This window comes from Mesorhizobium sp. CNPSo 4684 (genome assembly GCF_057784315.1).
This window is the reverse complement of the sequence record NZ_JBWLUX010000038.1, coordinates 1-13,495: the sequence shown is the minus strand read 5'-3', so window position 1 is coordinate 13,495 and position 13,495 is coordinate 1. Positions and strand designations below refer to the sequence as shown.

At 57.0% G+C, this 13,495-nt stretch carries 14 protein-coding genes and 3 pseudogenes; 8 read left to right on the top strand and 9 right to left on the bottom strand.

Annotated features, from left to right (window positions below; translation table 11 throughout):
- Positions 1–449 precede the first annotated feature (449 nt).
- Both AC04SG_RS27745 and AC04SG_RS27740 read right to left on the bottom strand, forming a co-directional pair.
- On the bottom strand, positions 450–671 hold the full coding sequence (locus AC04SG_RS27745; RefSeq protein WP_488553649.1) for a DUF768 domain-containing protein: 222 nt from the start codon (positions 669–671) through the stop codon (positions 450–452).
- A 463-nt stretch (positions 672–1,134) separates the two neighbouring features.
- A pseudogene (locus AC04SG_RS27740) lies at positions 1,135–1,462 on the bottom strand (low affinity iron permease family protein).
- Positions 1,463–2,230: 768 nt separating this feature from the next.
- Here AC04SG_RS27740 and AC04SG_RS27735 point away from each other — a divergent pair.
- The 5 genes from AC04SG_RS27735 to AC04SG_RS27715 all read left to right on the top strand — a co-directional run bounded on the left by AC04SG_RS27735 (position 2,231) and on the right by AC04SG_RS27715 (position 5,490).
- On the top strand, positions 2,231–2,437 hold the full coding sequence (locus tag AC04SG_RS27735; RefSeq protein ID WP_488553648.1) for a hypothetical protein: 207 nt from the start codon (positions 2,231–2,233) through the stop codon (positions 2,435–2,437).
- A 426-nt stretch (positions 2,438–2,863) separates the two neighbouring features.
- Positions 2,864–3,163 carry a DUF1236 domain-containing protein gene (locus AC04SG_RS27730; protein WP_488553647.1) on the top strand — a complete coding sequence of 100 codons (300 nt, stop codon included), beginning with the start codon at positions 2,864–2,866 and terminating at the stop codon, positions 3,161–3,163.
- Positions 3,164–3,236: 73 nt separating this feature from the next.
- A complete protein-coding gene (locus AC04SG_RS27725) occupies positions 3,237–3,443 on the top strand; it encodes a hypothetical protein (protein ID WP_488553646.1) in 207 nt (68 codons plus the stop codon).
- Positions 3,444–4,889: 1,446 nt separating this feature from the next.
- On the top strand, positions 4,890–5,192 hold the full coding sequence (locus AC04SG_RS27720) for a DUF982 domain-containing protein (protein ID WP_488553645.1): 303 nt from the start codon (positions 4,890–4,892) through the stop codon (positions 5,190–5,192).
- 13 nt (positions 5,193–5,205) lie between these two features.
- The gene (locus AC04SG_RS27715) at positions 5,206–5,490 is read left to right on the top strand and encodes a DUF982 domain-containing protein (protein ID WP_488553644.1); all 285 of its coding nucleotides are present in this window, start codon (positions 5,206–5,208) and stop codon (positions 5,488–5,490) included.
- Between the two features lie 439 nt (positions 5,491–5,929).
- Here AC04SG_RS27715 and AC04SG_RS27710 read toward each other — a convergent pair whose 3' ends face one another.
- From AC04SG_RS27710 to AC04SG_RS27695, 4 genes and pseudogenes are all read right to left on the bottom strand, one after another.
- Positions 5,930–6,175, bottom strand: a complete 246-nt coding sequence (locus AC04SG_RS27710) for a hypothetical protein (protein WP_488553643.1) — start codon at positions 6,173–6,175, stop codon at positions 5,930–5,932.
- 685 nt (positions 6,176–6,860) lie between these two features.
- Positions 6,861–7,058 carry a hypothetical protein gene (locus tag AC04SG_RS27705; RefSeq protein ID WP_488553642.1) on the bottom strand — a complete coding sequence of 66 codons (198 nt, stop codon included), beginning with the start codon at positions 7,056–7,058 and terminating at the stop codon, positions 6,861–6,863.
- A 35-nt stretch (positions 7,059–7,093) separates the two neighbouring features.
- Positions 7,094–7,318 carry a hypothetical protein gene (locus tag AC04SG_RS27700; RefSeq protein ID WP_488553641.1) on the bottom strand — a complete coding sequence of 75 codons (225 nt, stop codon included), beginning with the start codon at positions 7,316–7,318 and terminating at the stop codon, positions 7,094–7,096.
- Positions 7,319–8,329: 1,011 nt separating this feature from the next.
- Positions 8,330–8,443: pseudogene (locus AC04SG_RS27695) on the bottom strand (DNA-binding response regulator); the annotation flags it as partial.
- Positions 8,444–8,827: 384 nt separating this feature from the next.
- Here AC04SG_RS27695 and AC04SG_RS27690 point away from each other — a divergent pair.
- A pseudogene (locus AC04SG_RS27690) lies at positions 8,828–9,263 on the top strand (Ros/MucR family transcriptional regulator).
- A gap of 281 nt (positions 9,264–9,544) precedes the next feature.
- On the opposite strand, the gene AC04SG_RS27685 reads toward AC04SG_RS27690, so the two are convergent.
- From AC04SG_RS27685 to AC04SG_RS27675, 3 genes are all read right to left on the bottom strand, one after another.
- A complete protein-coding gene (locus AC04SG_RS27685) occupies positions 9,545–9,754 on the bottom strand; it encodes a hypothetical protein (protein WP_488553640.1) in 210 nt (69 codons plus the stop codon).
- 116 nt (positions 9,755–9,870) lie between these two features.
- On the bottom strand, positions 9,871–10,299 hold the full coding sequence (locus tag AC04SG_RS27680) for a hypothetical protein (RefSeq protein WP_488553639.1): 429 nt from the start codon (positions 10,297–10,299) through the stop codon (positions 9,871–9,873).
- Positions 10,263–10,490, bottom strand: a complete 228-nt coding sequence (locus AC04SG_RS27675) for an ATP-dependent DNA ligase (protein ID WP_488553638.1) — start codon at positions 10,488–10,490, stop codon at positions 10,263–10,265. The genes AC04SG_RS27680 and AC04SG_RS27675 overlap by 37 nt, the downstream gene beginning before the upstream one ends.
- Positions 10,491–10,617: 127 nt before the next feature.
- Here AC04SG_RS27675 and AC04SG_RS27670 point away from each other — a divergent pair, with 127 nt between their 5' ends.
- Entirely contained in the window at positions 10,618–10,830 is a 213-nt protein-coding gene (locus AC04SG_RS27670; RefSeq protein ID WP_488553637.1) for a DUF3606 domain-containing protein, read from the top strand.
- Positions 10,831–12,110: 1,280 nt separating this feature from the next.
- Complete coding sequence (locus AC04SG_RS27665) at positions 12,111–12,332, top strand: DUF768 domain-containing protein (protein WP_488553636.1); 222 nt, start codon at positions 12,111–12,113, stop codon at positions 12,330–12,332.
- The last annotated feature ends 1,163 nt before the right edge of the window (positions 12,333–13,495 follow it).

Genomic DNA, 13,495 nt, shown 5'->3' with positions numbered 1-13,495 from the left:
CACGCCCTTCGGAAAGCCGGCTTGCGTGCGGCATGTCTTTGGCAATTGGCCTGACAAACTATGATGGTGGCCTGCGGTTTTCAAAGATTGCCATTTTGTACGAATAAGTCAGGCGGATCTCATTGCCGCAACCCTCACATGTCAGAGACCTGGAGCTTTTGATCAGGCGACCTTTGCGGATCATCATTCGCTTGCAGTTAGGGCATTGGACGATCATATCGTCTTCATCCCGATCTCGTGAAAGTATCATGTGGTTTGCCTCCTGCCGTTCGCAGGAAGCAAGCTGCATGCCGCATTAGCGTCTCTTTTCGAAACACTTCGCACGCGAGAGTGCATTCACCAGATTGAGAAAGATGGCGAGCCGCTACAACCTCATCGACCATAACACCACCAGCGCCACCACGCCGCCGACGAAACAGAACGCGACCCAGACGCCGGCCATGGATGGCTCACTCAGCCAAGCCGGCATCGTGGTGCACGATGGCGTCCAGGAGAGCCTCGTACACACTGCCGGTTTCTTCCTCGATCTCAACGCTGCTGATGCCGATCGCTTTGGCGTCGGCTAATAGCTTTTGAGTAAGCTCGGCAACGGAGATGATGTCGGCGCCGACGGTCTCGGGGACGTTGGCCGAAATCCACTTGGACAAAAAGTCCGTGCCGCGGGTGCTCATCAAGGATTAAGCGGAGCGACTCTATTAGGTTCCGCTGATGAGTTTCCCCTGTGTGAGAACGACGTTCGTACCCGTGGTTGAAGTCACTCCGGACCCAGGTCCTGATTCCGTTGAGATCACCCGAATGCCTTGGCGAGCGGTTTGTCCGCGTGCGAAACGGCAGGCAAGCATCAGCAGCTTTGAGAGCGAATTCTACGCTCGCTCTTTCGCCGAGGTTCAGCGGATAGGCTTATCTGCCTCCAAGAAAGAAGTCCCAATGAGTAAGCCCCAAAGTTCTGCCGACCCTGCCTCAACAAACTACCTGCACGACACGGCGGATTTTACCGGGAAGCACGATCTTTCACTACGGAAGCAGACGTCATTCTTTGCCCAAACGGTCCTTTGAAGGTGGCCTGCGATGCAGCCCACGCTTTCGCCGAAGCGGTGGCGCAACGAAACAGGCAGGGGCAACGCGATTGACCGTTTAGCTGCCGCCTTCGCCAGCCGCGGCCTCTGCTTCGATCGCCGCCAGTTTGGCTTTGACCTCTTTCGGATCTGCGTGTTCCAGCCCGACGACATCATTTCTCGTTCGTTCAGCGCTATGATGATTTCGTCCAACTTCGCATGGATGGCGGCCGTGTCGCGATACCCACACCAGTGATGATGATAGCGGCAACCGAAAGTGCATAGGTAACCACGTTCGTCAGGCCGAACGGCACCAACAGCGTGCACAGCACCATCGCAATGACCAAGGTGTAGAAGCCGGGCGGGAGCGACAGGAAGTCAGCTGCGGAAAACAGGAATCGATTCATTCAAGCACCACCAGCCATTTCTGTTGGCTGCAGCCGTCAGCGTCTACCACAAATGTTGCATTCGATCCGCCGCCAAGCAGGTTGCGGGATCGGGAAGCGAACCTAAGCCAGCCCCAAAAAACGCTTACAGCCACCGGAACCTTCCGGGCACGCGCGTGTTCAACGCAGAAATTCCGCCGGCGGAGATGACACACATGCCAGGACGCAAACCCAGTAGTGACCCCCATGCCGACAACTACCCTTATCAACTCCAATCCTTCATGGACAAGCACGGGCTTTCCAAGGACGCGGCTGAGGTCATTCTCCACACGAACGGTCCATCAAGACACAGGTGCGACCATGCGGCAAAAGCGTATTTGCAGGCCCTGCGCCTACGCCAAACTCGGTGGAAACCTCCGGCGCCGAGCATCCGGGCGTGACGAGAAGTAGCGCCGCCCTTCAGATTGCCAGATGTAGCCGGCTTGAGTGCAAGTGCTTGTCGTCACAGTGCGGGTCCAGCAACCCGGCAAATGATTTGTCATTCGCGGAGCCGCCCGCCTAGCCACGGTCCTGCGATGGCCAATGTCCTATTACCCACGAAACTGGGCCCGTTCCGACTCAAGCGATAGGACCGGGCCATGGGGCAATAGTCACTAGCTAGAATCGCAAGACGACCGCAGGACGCCGTCTGCGATAGCACCGGACGCGACGCCGGCCATGTCGCCAGTAGCTACGGCAGACCCGTCTCCAGCCCCGCCGGCGATAGTGTCGGCGGCGATGCCAGTACCGATGGTAGACCTGCTGCACTTCTGCCTGTGCATCGTCGGCGGCCTCGGCTTGAGGCGTCTCCAGTTCATCGAGAATGCCGGCGCCTGGAACACCGGCCATCGCGTTGATAGGGCGGACAGTTCTTGCAAGGGCCGCCGCCCCGGCAATGCCGAAGATTGCAGTCAAGAAGGATCGCCGATCCATCGTAAACCTCCCAAGGTTGCATGAGCTAAAAAGCGCCCTGCCTAAGCAGGTCCAGCGCACGGTGAAAAAAAGGGATCCGCCAGCCGCCCAAGCAACTCGCGAATCCTATCAACGCAGGAAGGGACGTAACTGCGCCGATCCACGACACGTCATCCAAGCGCCATGGCCATCACCAGAAACGTAACGGCCGTCGCGAAAATTGGCAGGAGCAACCAACGCGCTTGGACAACACTTTTATCCATCTTCTTCTCCGATTTTGGAGAGACAACACGCGTTTGCCTAAGCCGTTCCGTCTAGTTCCCGTGGTACGACCATCGAGTTTTAGCGACGGCACTTGGTCCGATCCGGCATCAGACTGAAGTCCAGTGCAGGAACATTCGACCTGAGTTCGAGTTCGTTTGGCAGGCGCACAGGCGTGGTGCCGTCGCCAGGTTACCAGAGGAGAAATAGATGCGAATGCATTTCACAAGCGCCGCAGCGGCGCTCTTACTGTTGGCAGGCGTCGGCGCCGTGGCAGCACAGGATGTCGTCATCACACCGGAACAGGACACGGTCGTTCGCGAATACGTGAAGAAGCAGCCACTCGCGTCGATCAAGCTTCCAGGCGTGGAGCTGAATGTTGGCACCGCTCTTCCAGACACGGTGGAACTTCATGAGGTTCCCAACGTCAAATACCGCTATGTCGTGGTCGACAATCGCACGGTTCTGGTCGACCCAGGCACCCGCAAAATTATCAAGGTTTACGACTGATCGAAATAGCTATCGCCCGCCGCCCATTGTGGCGGCGGGCTGCGAATTCACCACGCGACCTAGGACGATTGAAATGATGAATGACGTCGAGATTTCGCCAGCCCTCGAAACCCGCGTGGCTGATCTCAAAGCCAGAATGCGCGACGCTCGCATAACAGAGACAGATATGAAGGCCTTCAAAAAAGTTGCATCGATCATGAGCCACATCAGCGGCCGGATTGACGGCGATGACCTCATTGCAGCTTCGTTCCTGCTGGACGGCCAGCAACAAGATCCCTAACCAAATCCGACATCAATGAGACTCACGGCCGGGGGGCGGCGAGCCTTGAAATGCTGATTTCGTCCGATTTCACAAGGCTTGCGCGATGCCGGGCTCTCAAAAAGCAGACTCGGCCTCGTATCTAAGGTAAAATTGATGAACGAGCTTCCCATTCCCATTTCCGGACGGCTGATGGCGCGATCGAGATGCCCGCCATACCCCAGGGCGGGTCAAATCCGGATGATGCGATCAAGGCCGAGCCGTCTTGGGTACCCAAGCGAAGGACTCAATCTCCAAAGTACGGGTGAGTTCTTCGCGATATTTCGACGTCCAGTCGTCCAGCCCTCGGCGGGTGAAGATGCGCCTGCCGTCCTCGTCGATCACCATCTGCGATCGGTAGCCGTCGAACTTGACCTCGTGAATCCAGTCGCTCCCCCCCTGGTGGTTTCTCCACTAGGGTCGGCATCAATGGCTCGACGAACTCCAAACGCATGAACTGACCACACTCCGGCGGATTCAATTAGCACGCGCTTAATTAGTTCTGGAACATTTTAACGAATCTTTGACCGCGCTGTCCCAAAATAGGACGGCGCGGTCAAATCCTACCCGGCTGCGCAGGCGGCTCCGACAGCCCCAACCCAAGCCGCACTGTCGGAGCCGCTCCCACACCCATCCTAAATACCAGCAATGGTTGAATCAACGGTTTACGACACGTGCTTTCCAAGTGGTTGGGGCAACGGTGGGCGTAGGCTTACTCGTGCGATTTCTTTTTGCCTCTGCCGATGCTTTTCAAAAAACGAGCTTGTCTGAATAGCCAATCCGAACCTTGTCGCCGCATCCAGCGGAACCGGCGATCACTTTAAGCCAGGAGTCTTATGATGACTGGAATAAGCAATAAGGACACTCGAACTTAATACAGGTCACGCATTTCGTCAGAGAATGGGCTTTTGGACTGGACTCGCCTGTGCTTGAGGAAATTCAGCCCATTAGGGTTTGTTGCCCCTCTAGGCACAACGCGTCGGCGAGTCAGACTTTTGCCGCTTTGCGGCAGCCTGCGCCACCTGTGTGGGCAGCCTGCGATGCGGGCCCGCGACCAAAGGCAGGACGCGGGCCCGGCCAAGTCTTGCGGACCTTGGCCAGCAGCAGTGCTGCTGCGTAATCAACCGATGGCCTCATATGCTGTTCCGGTAACACAACGAAAAAAGCCCGCCACCGTCATGCGGCAGCGGGCAATCGGTCTGGAGCAGCTGGAACGAGCCAGTGCGTGTCAACGAGCGGTGAAGGGGTTTTCAAACTCCCAACGCAAACGGCGATATCGTCGAGCCGGCAGTTGAAATCAGCGGCTTGTTGACCATAGGTGGCGCCCTCTTGAAGGCAAAAATCCTGAAACCCATATCGACCTCGCGCGGAGCTGGTGTCGGCTCGCGTTAACACAAAGCCCAATGTTCGTTCGACTTGGAGGATCAGATGAACGATCGGATGTTTCAGAACGCCGTCTTCGTCAAAAGCGGTAACGACCTTGTTCAGGAAATCGCGTGTCTCGAGGGCGCTCTAGAATTTCTCTATGAATGGCCGAAGGACAGGCGCGGCCCCATTCACCAGACTGCTTTGCGCGCCTGCCAGCGGGCTTTCGATAGCGACTATCCGCTGTCCGCAGCCAGAGACGCGTTTAGCGGTTTTGCCAAAGCGGCCAGAATCCTTGAGGAGGTGTCCATGACAATGCCGTGGATGACAGGCAAGGGTCGCCAAGGCGGAGGAGTGACGGCCTGATAGGAGGGTCATGATGCTATCGAAACCTTTCGAAAAGCCAGTCCGGGTGTGGGTAGGATTAGGCTTTCCACGCCAACTCAACACGGTCGCAGACGCTTATCAATTCGCAGCGGAATGGTGTGGCAACAGCCCGGAGCAGAAAGCTGCTATTCGCGCTTGCAAAGCCGCGCTGATTGGCGATGTCGACCCGGAGACCGCACGAGGCGTCTTCATAGCGTTCGCTCGCAAGAAGGACATTCTCATGGAGGACGGCATTGAGCCTGCGCCTGTCAGGAAGCTGAGGACGCACCACGTCTAAAAATCGAGGCGGCTGCCATGACCGTGGCCGCCTTCCCAGCTAGGGTCAGGAGTCATTGATCCAGAAGATGAAGGCTGCAGCCAGGGCGATCGCGGACAGGAAGGTGTGAGCACATCGGTCCTATCTGGTATGGATGCGTCCCCAGTCTTTGAGGCGTGCGAACATGTTCTCGATCCTGTGGCGTTGTCGGTACAGGACAGGATCGCAGCTGTGCTAAACAGCATGCTTGGCATGGGGTGGAATGCATGGCGTGATACCGCGCTCGACGAGCGCCTCGCGGAAGGCCGCTGAACTGTAGGCCCGATCGGCGAGCAGGGATTTGGCGGCGGGCAAATCCTCGATCACTGCCGCAGCAGTCTTGTGACTATTGGCATAACTTCGCCCAGATGCAGCAGCCGCGGACGTCCCTTGCGCTCACAGACCACTTGCAGCTTGGTGGTCAGTCCGCCTCGGTTGATGCCGGCGGACTTTCCTTCCGGTCAAAGCGAACGGTTAGCCCATGCCGGATGGCGTATTTCGCAATCATATTATCAAGGGCCTCAGCCCCGATCGGCGGCGAAATAATCTGCCGGATCGCCTTGGAAGCAAACTCCGTAGACACGAAGTCATGGTTCTTTTTCCGTGCTTCGACGTACTGCTCCACGAGCATTTTCAGTCGCCGTTCCGCAATATCCCCTGCGAGCATTTAACAGGCTCCTTTTTCGAGGTACCCAGTCAGTTAGCGATTTCCGAGCGTCTTGGCTTCCTGCTCCAATGTCTCGCGAATGTTGCCATGCTTCTTGATAAGTTCCCGCACTTGGTCGGTTGAAGACCGAACTTCCTGGCGAGATAGCCAACTTCATTCTCCTCATCGCCGCTGACGCGAGCGCGGTCCTGATAGCCAAGCTTGTTTGTCGGTCATGTCAGTGCTCCTGTGAGTGACGCCCCCCAACGTCGCTCGCCGCACTTTGTTTCAAGCCGACCTCGGGTTCCGGGAACTATCTCAGCGCCACGATCAGAGCGTTCGCTTGTGATGTCTGCTTTTGGAGAGCGACGGAGGCGACCTGCAATGAGGCGCAAAGCGGACCCCGGTGAAGCTTCGACGCGCTACTGCTAGCTGAGTGACACGGCGGATTGCCGGAGGTCGTCGCGATCATGTCCTCGACATAGTCGAGCAAAGAAGAGCCTGCATGTGCTCCGGCAGGTCAAGTTCGCCGCGCGCCTCGACATCTAAAAGGTATCTGGCCTTGGCTAAGCGATCGCCTTCGCTAACCGCAGGATAAGCGCAGATTCCTATAAGCGCCGTCTCCTCTTGCCGGTTGGCTCTGTCACAGCCGCTGCGCGCCCGCTGACAGCCCGTTCCGGCGGCAGGAAAAAACGGCTGACCGGGTTTACACCTTGGGCTTTCGCCTGCTCTTCCGCAGAACCGGTTTTGGATTAAGCCTTAACCATTGGCTGGCAGCGTAATTCCTGGCGAATTCTTCTCGCTCGAAAAGCCGCTTGGTCACCGCCCCAGCTTCCAGGATCTGGACAGCCCACTGGTCGCCTAGTTGCTCAATCGAAACACTGCTTTTAGGATGCTCATCCATCGCGCTGCACTCCCATAGCCGGAAGTAAAAAAGACTTATGCCCGACGGCGCTGATCGACGTTTGAAATGCCCAAACCCGGTGCTGTAAGGTTGCCGTCCAAACCTCTGAACCAAGCCAGATTCGTTTCTGAAGCCAAACGCTCCGCAGCCTCCCGCGATAGCCCGATAAATACCTTTCCATCTCGCTCCGCCGGCATCCCGGCGACCTCATCGTAAACCAGCCAGTGTTCGGCTGGATCCATGATCGCAATAAACCGCATGCATCGCTCCGAAGCGGTAGCGCTAGCTAATTTCGCGACGTCTAAAATGTTCCGCGTCGGATGAGAAAAATCCGGAGGCGAAAATCCGGCTATGGCCGACCTCGAGTGCGGAAGCCGCGGCGCGTTCAAGGCGCCGGCTTATCGAGGCTCTCGTACAAACGTAAAGTTGACGCCGTCCGTAGCTGGATCACGGTAACCCATGAGACGATACCACCGGTGCAAGCTGGGATGCTGAGAATACGTCGAGACAATTGCCACGCCAGGCAGTTTCTTCATCTTGGCGTCGAGGTATCTCTTGAGAAACCTTGTTGGTAGCCAGCCGGTGAAAAAAGCCGCTCGGTCGCCATAAAGAGCGTGCCAAGCACGTTCAGATCCTGGTTCACAAAAATCAGGATCGCGATGGGATATCGTCGATCGAGATAGCTACGGCTTCGCCCTTGCTGGCCCATTCGAGCCGGAATGCGTAGCTCATAGTCCGAACACGGATCTAGAGGCTGTATTCGAAGATGTGGCCGTGTTTTTCCTCAGTGACCCTGATCCAAATGGGTTCGCCAGTGCGCAGCGTCACAGCGCGTTCGGTGGCCTCCTGCACAACCCTCAACGGCGTCTTCGCATTGACGACGTGCGTAGCTGTAGGACGCAATCATTCGAAATCTGGCCGCTGTTGCCAGTTCGCTACAGCGAAGTTTTTGGCAAGCTAATATAACCTTCGACAGCGCTGGGGCGCCGGGTTGTTGGCTGGGGCGCCGAGTTGTTGGCGGGGGCCAATCCTTGAAACCCTAGGCGTAGTACGAGGGAAGATGGCCCGCCGACTTTGGTCGGCGGGTTTTTCTTTCGTAGCGGCAAGAGCACTAATGTTCCGTTTCCATGCCTTGGCCCGGCTGCTTTGGCCTTTCCCCTGGCGTTAGGCAGTTGGGCCGCTCTCACGTCCATTTGACTTCAATGAGGTGAGAGAGCCGCAAAGGACAGCGACAGCCCCAGAACAACGATGACGAGCGTTGCCAAAATCCCTGTAGCGCCTTCGCCGACCACTTCGAAACCGCCGATCTCGCCGAGGCTGCGCGCTACGCCCTCGCGAAACAACGGGTGGTTGTCGACAATGGCAATACGGATGGCTTGGGTCACGATTGCTTATTTATCACCGGGGGTAAGCGTGCTGCAAATTCTTCATCTGACAACATCATTTGCAGCTACGATACGATGGTCGTCGCACCATGGACCAAGGTCCCAATCGCGAGGAAATAAGGTCCTAGAAGGCGGATTGCAGGAACCCCCGGCCATCCTCCGAATTATGTAGCACCGTCGATTTAAGCCCTTTGTCGCCGGTAGTTGGTCCCGCCGCCCTTCAGCCCAGGGGATGGCGGGACCTTCCTTTTCGTAAAGGGTGGATTGCTTATTTGGTTAATTGCGTGACGGCTAAAACGCTTTAGCTTGGAACTCCGGCTCGGGACTCTGGTTGCGTACCTAAGCCTCGTCTAATAAATAGGCCTCACAACAGGGGGCCACCCCATGACGGACGAGCATCACCACCACGACCACGCAGTCGAACTAGCCGAACTAACAGCGGTTGTTGTCTCTGCCTACGTTAGCAATAACCCGGTGCCAGTCGGCAGCCTGCCCGAACTGATTGCATCTGTGCACGCTTCATTGTCAGGCTTGGGTAGCCAGATCGCACCGCCGGCCGAGCCGAAGGAGCCAGCCGTCGATCCCAAGCGCTCAGTGACGCCTAATTTCATTTACTGTCTTGAGGACGGAAAAAAGTTCCAATCTTTGAAGCGGCACTTGTCGACCTCGCACAACCTTACGCCAGACGAGTACCGCACCCAAATGGAACCTGCCTCGCGATTACCCGATGGTCGCCCCCAAATATGCGGCCACGCGGTCGGCGCTCGCGAAGGCCGCAGGGCTGGGCAAGGCTACCCCCGGCAAAGATGGCTCAAGTTAAGCGAAGGAAGCCGCTTCGTGGCGAGGTCGAACTAGCTGCCCTTTGCCTTGCCATATGCGTTCGGGCTGGTGTCTGGCGTAGATCAGGCCGACGTTATTGCCCTCGCACTTCTTGCAACGAAGCTTCGGCCTGATGTGCCGGGGGGCATCCGGGCCGTATCGGTCGCGAAGCTTTTTAAAATCGAGCTCTTGCTTATGGTGACAGGCCGGGTTGTGTCAGTACGCCGTCACCGACATTTTGTCATCGATCAGCGATTGGAACGTCCAGCCTTTTTACATCGATTAGCGGCCCAGTGGTTGCCTTGACAGAGCGATCAGCTCGGCTTCGTCAACGACGCCGGCCATAAAATTGGCTATTATCCGAGCGGCCAGTCTGCTTTGAGAATCGGCTGATTGGTCAGGGGTTTTCAACCGCGCGAAAACTCGCCCCAGCAAGGCCAGTTCGTCAGGATCAAAAATGCCGGCATCCACGGCTTTTCGTCTGATAGGCATCGACTATTCCTCCCTGAATCGCATTCGGACCGATCCGAGCCGCTACAAGTTCACCGACCATAGCACCACCACTGCCACCACGATGCCGACGAAACAGTATGCGACCCAGACGCTGGTCATTCCCCTTCAATCCGAAAGTCCTGCAGCGAAGCATGCCGCAAGTCCTCTTCGCCTCGCAGGCGCTTCACACGGCCGACAAGCCCCGGCTTGACCCACCGCGTCGCAGGCCGCTTCATTCCCTTCGGCGCCATGCCGGCGTGCTCCTGAACGCGTTTCCAGAGACGTTCGCGCATCTCGCTGCTCAGAGTGATGAAAGCCGAGCCGACATAGCGCCCGGTACCGCACTCTGCCAGCAGCGCGCAGGCTGGCTTGCCTGGTTCACGCTCGATGCCGAGCAGATCGAACTCGCCGATCGCGTGGCATTTCGCCTTCAACCAGTTGGTCGACGTTCCGCTGCGATACCGGCTGTCCTTGCGTTTCGACACGATGCCCTCGAACCCGGCTTGGTCTACGAGGTGAAAGACCGCGGCGCCGGTGCCTGGCAAAGCTTCGCTGAATTGGATGCGGCTGCCTTCGGGATCATCTCGGCCAGGATCTCGCGACGGTCCTCCAGCGGCATGTCCCGCAGGTCGTGGCCGTTTAGATGGGGAAGATCGAACGCCACGAAATACAGGTCGTGCTGCCGGTGGCTGATCGCCTTGAACGTCAACTGGACCCCGCCCGTAGGCTTGCCCATCGGAACCCCACGCAACTCGAATTTGATTCAATACAGCGGAGTGGTTTCAGTTCCGTTAGCCGTCTCTAATAAGCAAATCGGAACTTTTGGGCGAGGCTCTGGTTCTTTTCGGTAGGAGGATACGGCCATGACGGACGACAAGAACAACGATGACTATCACGGCCGCGACCGCGCATCAGTTGACGAGGCATATGAGGCTGCTTACATCGCGAGGAAATTTCAGCTGACTATGCCTGAGGCTCGATACCTGATCCGAAGCTGCGGCAACAATCGTACGGCCTTGGAGCAGGCGGCTAGAAAGCTTTCTTATCAATCCGTGAAACCAGGCTTTCGGGTCTAAATCAGTCTCGCTTGTTGATCCAAAGGGAGTAGAAGATGCTACGCGGAATCGCAATCGCAGCAGCGCTGCTCATCCTGCCCAATATTGGGTCGCCAAGGATGCCGTCTCGAAGCGGTGTGAGGTGGTCACGAAGGAGCCAGACGGAACCCTCGTCATAAAGCTATCGAAAACCACATATAAGTCTGAGGCGGAAGCGAACGCTGCATTGGAAAAGATCCCAGATGGCAAGAAGTGAAAGGCGCCCGCCAATTCCTCGTTTGACAATTTCTATCGCGCGCTCGATCAACACGTCCGGCAAGAGATAAATGCGTGGGGCGTCCGGCTTCCGTTGCCGGCGGCCGGAGGGCGCCACAAGCGAGCGCGGCCATCTCTACAACTGCCCACACTGCGGCCAGTTGGTCGACCAGCGCGAAGGCCCTGGGCACGAGCCGCTTAAGCCCGAGCCCGAAGGAAAGGTCATCGAATTCCGGCGCCGGAAAGATTGGCCCGGACTAATGCCGGGAACGTTCCGTCCCCGTCCAAGTTCGTCGCCCATGCCGCGTTGTGGCACGAGCAGCCCGATCATGAGCCGCTTGAGCTGAACAATTAGGAAGGAGCGACTTGGAAAACGCTCCCAGTCTGAGACAACAGAAATCGCCGGCATCGATATTGCACTGGAAGCTTTTGCACCGGCTTGTCCCCGGTCCGGATCCATCCTCTGATCAGGTGTTGGTTAGCCCGGGCTTGAGGTCATGGGGGTTTTCGCCCGGCGAGTTTTAAGCTGAACTGTACCAAGTGCCTGCCGCGTGCTCGGACCTTGCTCCAAGAAGTGTAACTATTATCCAATTCCAGCGGTTCGTGGTGGCTGTTCGTCCCGCATCACCTGCCGGAATCACGTCGGTCGACTTTGATATTGCCCCGACTCTTCTCAAGAGTGTGGCGCGGCTGGCGCTGGCGTCAAGACGAGCGATAGCTAATATATGGGCTCTCTCCAACTCCCAACGGTTCGGCCGCGGGCTTTTTCGTTCTTCGCCGGAACATCGGTTCGAACGCGTCGTTCCTTTTCCAGGTTTCACTGGATGACGGATGCATCACATGTTGCTCCTTAGATCGATGCACGAACTTGCAGCGGCGCGCGGGGATGGCTTGCACCCATATTTGTTGAAGATGATGACCCAGCCCAAGGCTCGGGCTGATATTGAAAGCGCGCTACAATCCTTGTCGGCAGACCGGCATATCGGTTTCCCAGACAACGATGCTCCAGTCAGGCGTTTAATGCCCTTTCGAGCCGAGGGCTTTGATTGAGCACCCGCGGCCCCAACTTCCTCCACAAGTGGATTTCGGCCAACGTCCCCGAGACCATCGGCGCCGATATCATTTCGGTAAGCGAATTGGCCGACAAGCTTTTTGCTGAAGCGAAAGCGATCGGCATAAGCAGTGTCGAGATCGAGGAAGAAACCTCGATGCGATTGAGCATCACAACGCCGCCTTGGCTGATTAAAACCATGCCCTGCAATCCATGATCAGCGTCTGGGTCGCATACTGTCTCGTCGGCATCGTGGTAGCGCTGGTGGTGATATGGTCGATGAGATTGTAGTGGCCGCCGCTTGCGAAGAAGATTTGCGCAACGCCTCGCTGCAGGATTTTCGCAAGGAGACGTAACGGTTTTGTTCGTTTTCGTACCATCTTTTTTTATTGAATTCCCGATTTCGGCGGACTTATGAAAATGGACATTTCCCATTGCTGTTGGAGGAGAATTGCAATGGACAGCGTATACCTGAACGACAACGTCCGACCTAGCGTTGAAGTGGCCGAAGCCTGTGGGGAATGGTTCGTCCGAGTGGTCGAGGAACACCAAGAACTTACCCGATCATTCGAGCTTGAATCGTTCGCACTAGCCTTTGCGGAAGGCCAGCGGATTCGCTTGGGGCTAGATAAGATCACCCGGCTATAAGCGCTGACCTCCGTCGCGCTACAGATTGGATCCTGAAGACTTCATTTGGGGGTCAAACATCAATTCATTGGAGTTGGTGGCGACGTTGAACAACGATAGAGACGAACATCTTTGGGCTTTTGACCTTGACGCTCTGCGCAAGGCTTTCCGTAAGTTCGCTCAGGAACACGACATAGCGGCTTCCGAATCGGGCGAACAAGCCCAGCGGTTTCTAGAAAAACAAAGAGACCGGACGCGCGAAGCGACCGCTACCCCAACAGTAGTGAATAGCCGACCGGTGCGGCCCGGGGCTGTCATTGGGGGTGCAGGCCGCACCGGTCAAAGCGGGTTGATTAAATCTCCTCCCCGCGCTGGACAACGTATTCCATAACAGAAATTGCGCAACTAGCCATTTCGGCGCTACCCAGCCTTAGGACGCTGCGCCCCTGTCATGTTCGGCTGGATGAACGGCGCCCTCTTACCGGTGATGGTCTCGATGGACTTCAACAGCGGTCCGTGGACCTCACGAAGCGCTTGGTAGTGCTCGCTGTGCTACGCCAGGAGGGGACCGACGATGCTCTTGTGCAGCGCTGAGGAAGCGCGATTTCGTCCTGCGAAAGCTGCTTGGAAGGTTTGATTCTGGCCATTGGCGATCTCCGTTGAAGGGTTCGCCGCAACGAGGACAACATTTCCTACATCTTGGGGCCGGCTGGCAAGCCCCCTACCTCACGGGAGCAATAGCACCATGGCGCC

Excerpts from the sequence above, each read along its gene's own strand:
- AC04SG_RS27745 (WP_488553649.1), bottom strand. The coding sequence starts at position 671 with ATGAGCACCCGCGGCACGGACTTTTTGTCCAAGTGGATTTCGGCCAAC.
- AC04SG_RS27735 (WP_488553648.1), top strand. The coding sequence starts at position 2,231 with ATGGTAGACCTGCTGCACTTCTGCCTGTGCATCGTCGGCGGCCTCGGC.
- AC04SG_RS27730 (WP_488553647.1), top strand. The coding sequence starts at position 2,864 with ATGCGAATGCATTTCACAAGCGCCGCAGCGGCGCTCTTACTGTTGGCA.
- AC04SG_RS27725 (WP_488553646.1), top strand. The coding sequence starts at position 3,237 with ATGATGAATGACGTCGAGATTTCGCCAGCCCTCGAAACCCGCGTGGCT.
- AC04SG_RS27720 (WP_488553645.1), top strand. The coding sequence starts at position 4,890 with ATGAACGATCGGATGTTTCAGAACGCCGTCTTCGTCAAAAGCGGTAAC.
- AC04SG_RS27715 (WP_488553644.1), top strand. The coding sequence starts at position 5,206 with ATGCTATCGAAACCTTTCGAAAAGCCAGTCCGGGTGTGGGTAGGATTA.
- AC04SG_RS27710 (WP_488553643.1), bottom strand. The coding sequence starts at position 6,175 with ATGCTCGCAGGGGATATTGCGGAACGGCGACTGAAAATGCTCGTGGAG.
- AC04SG_RS27705 (WP_488553642.1), bottom strand. The coding sequence starts at position 7,058 with ATGGATGAGCATCCTAAAAGCAGTGTTTCGATTGAGCAACTAGGCGAC.
- AC04SG_RS27700 (WP_488553641.1), bottom strand. The coding sequence starts at position 7,318 with ATGCGGTTTATTGCGATCATGGATCCAGCCGAACACTGGCTGGTTTAC.
- AC04SG_RS27685 (WP_488553640.1), bottom strand. The coding sequence starts at position 9,754 with ATGCCTATCAGACGAAAAGCCGTGGATGCCGGCATTTTTGATCCTGAC.
- AC04SG_RS27675 (WP_488553638.1), bottom strand. The coding sequence starts at position 10,490 with ATGGGCAAGCCTACGGGCGGGGTCCAGTTGACGTTCAAGGCGATCAGC.
- AC04SG_RS27670 (WP_488553637.1), top strand. The coding sequence starts at position 10,618 with ATGACGGACGACAAGAACAACGATGACTATCACGGCCGCGACCGCGCA.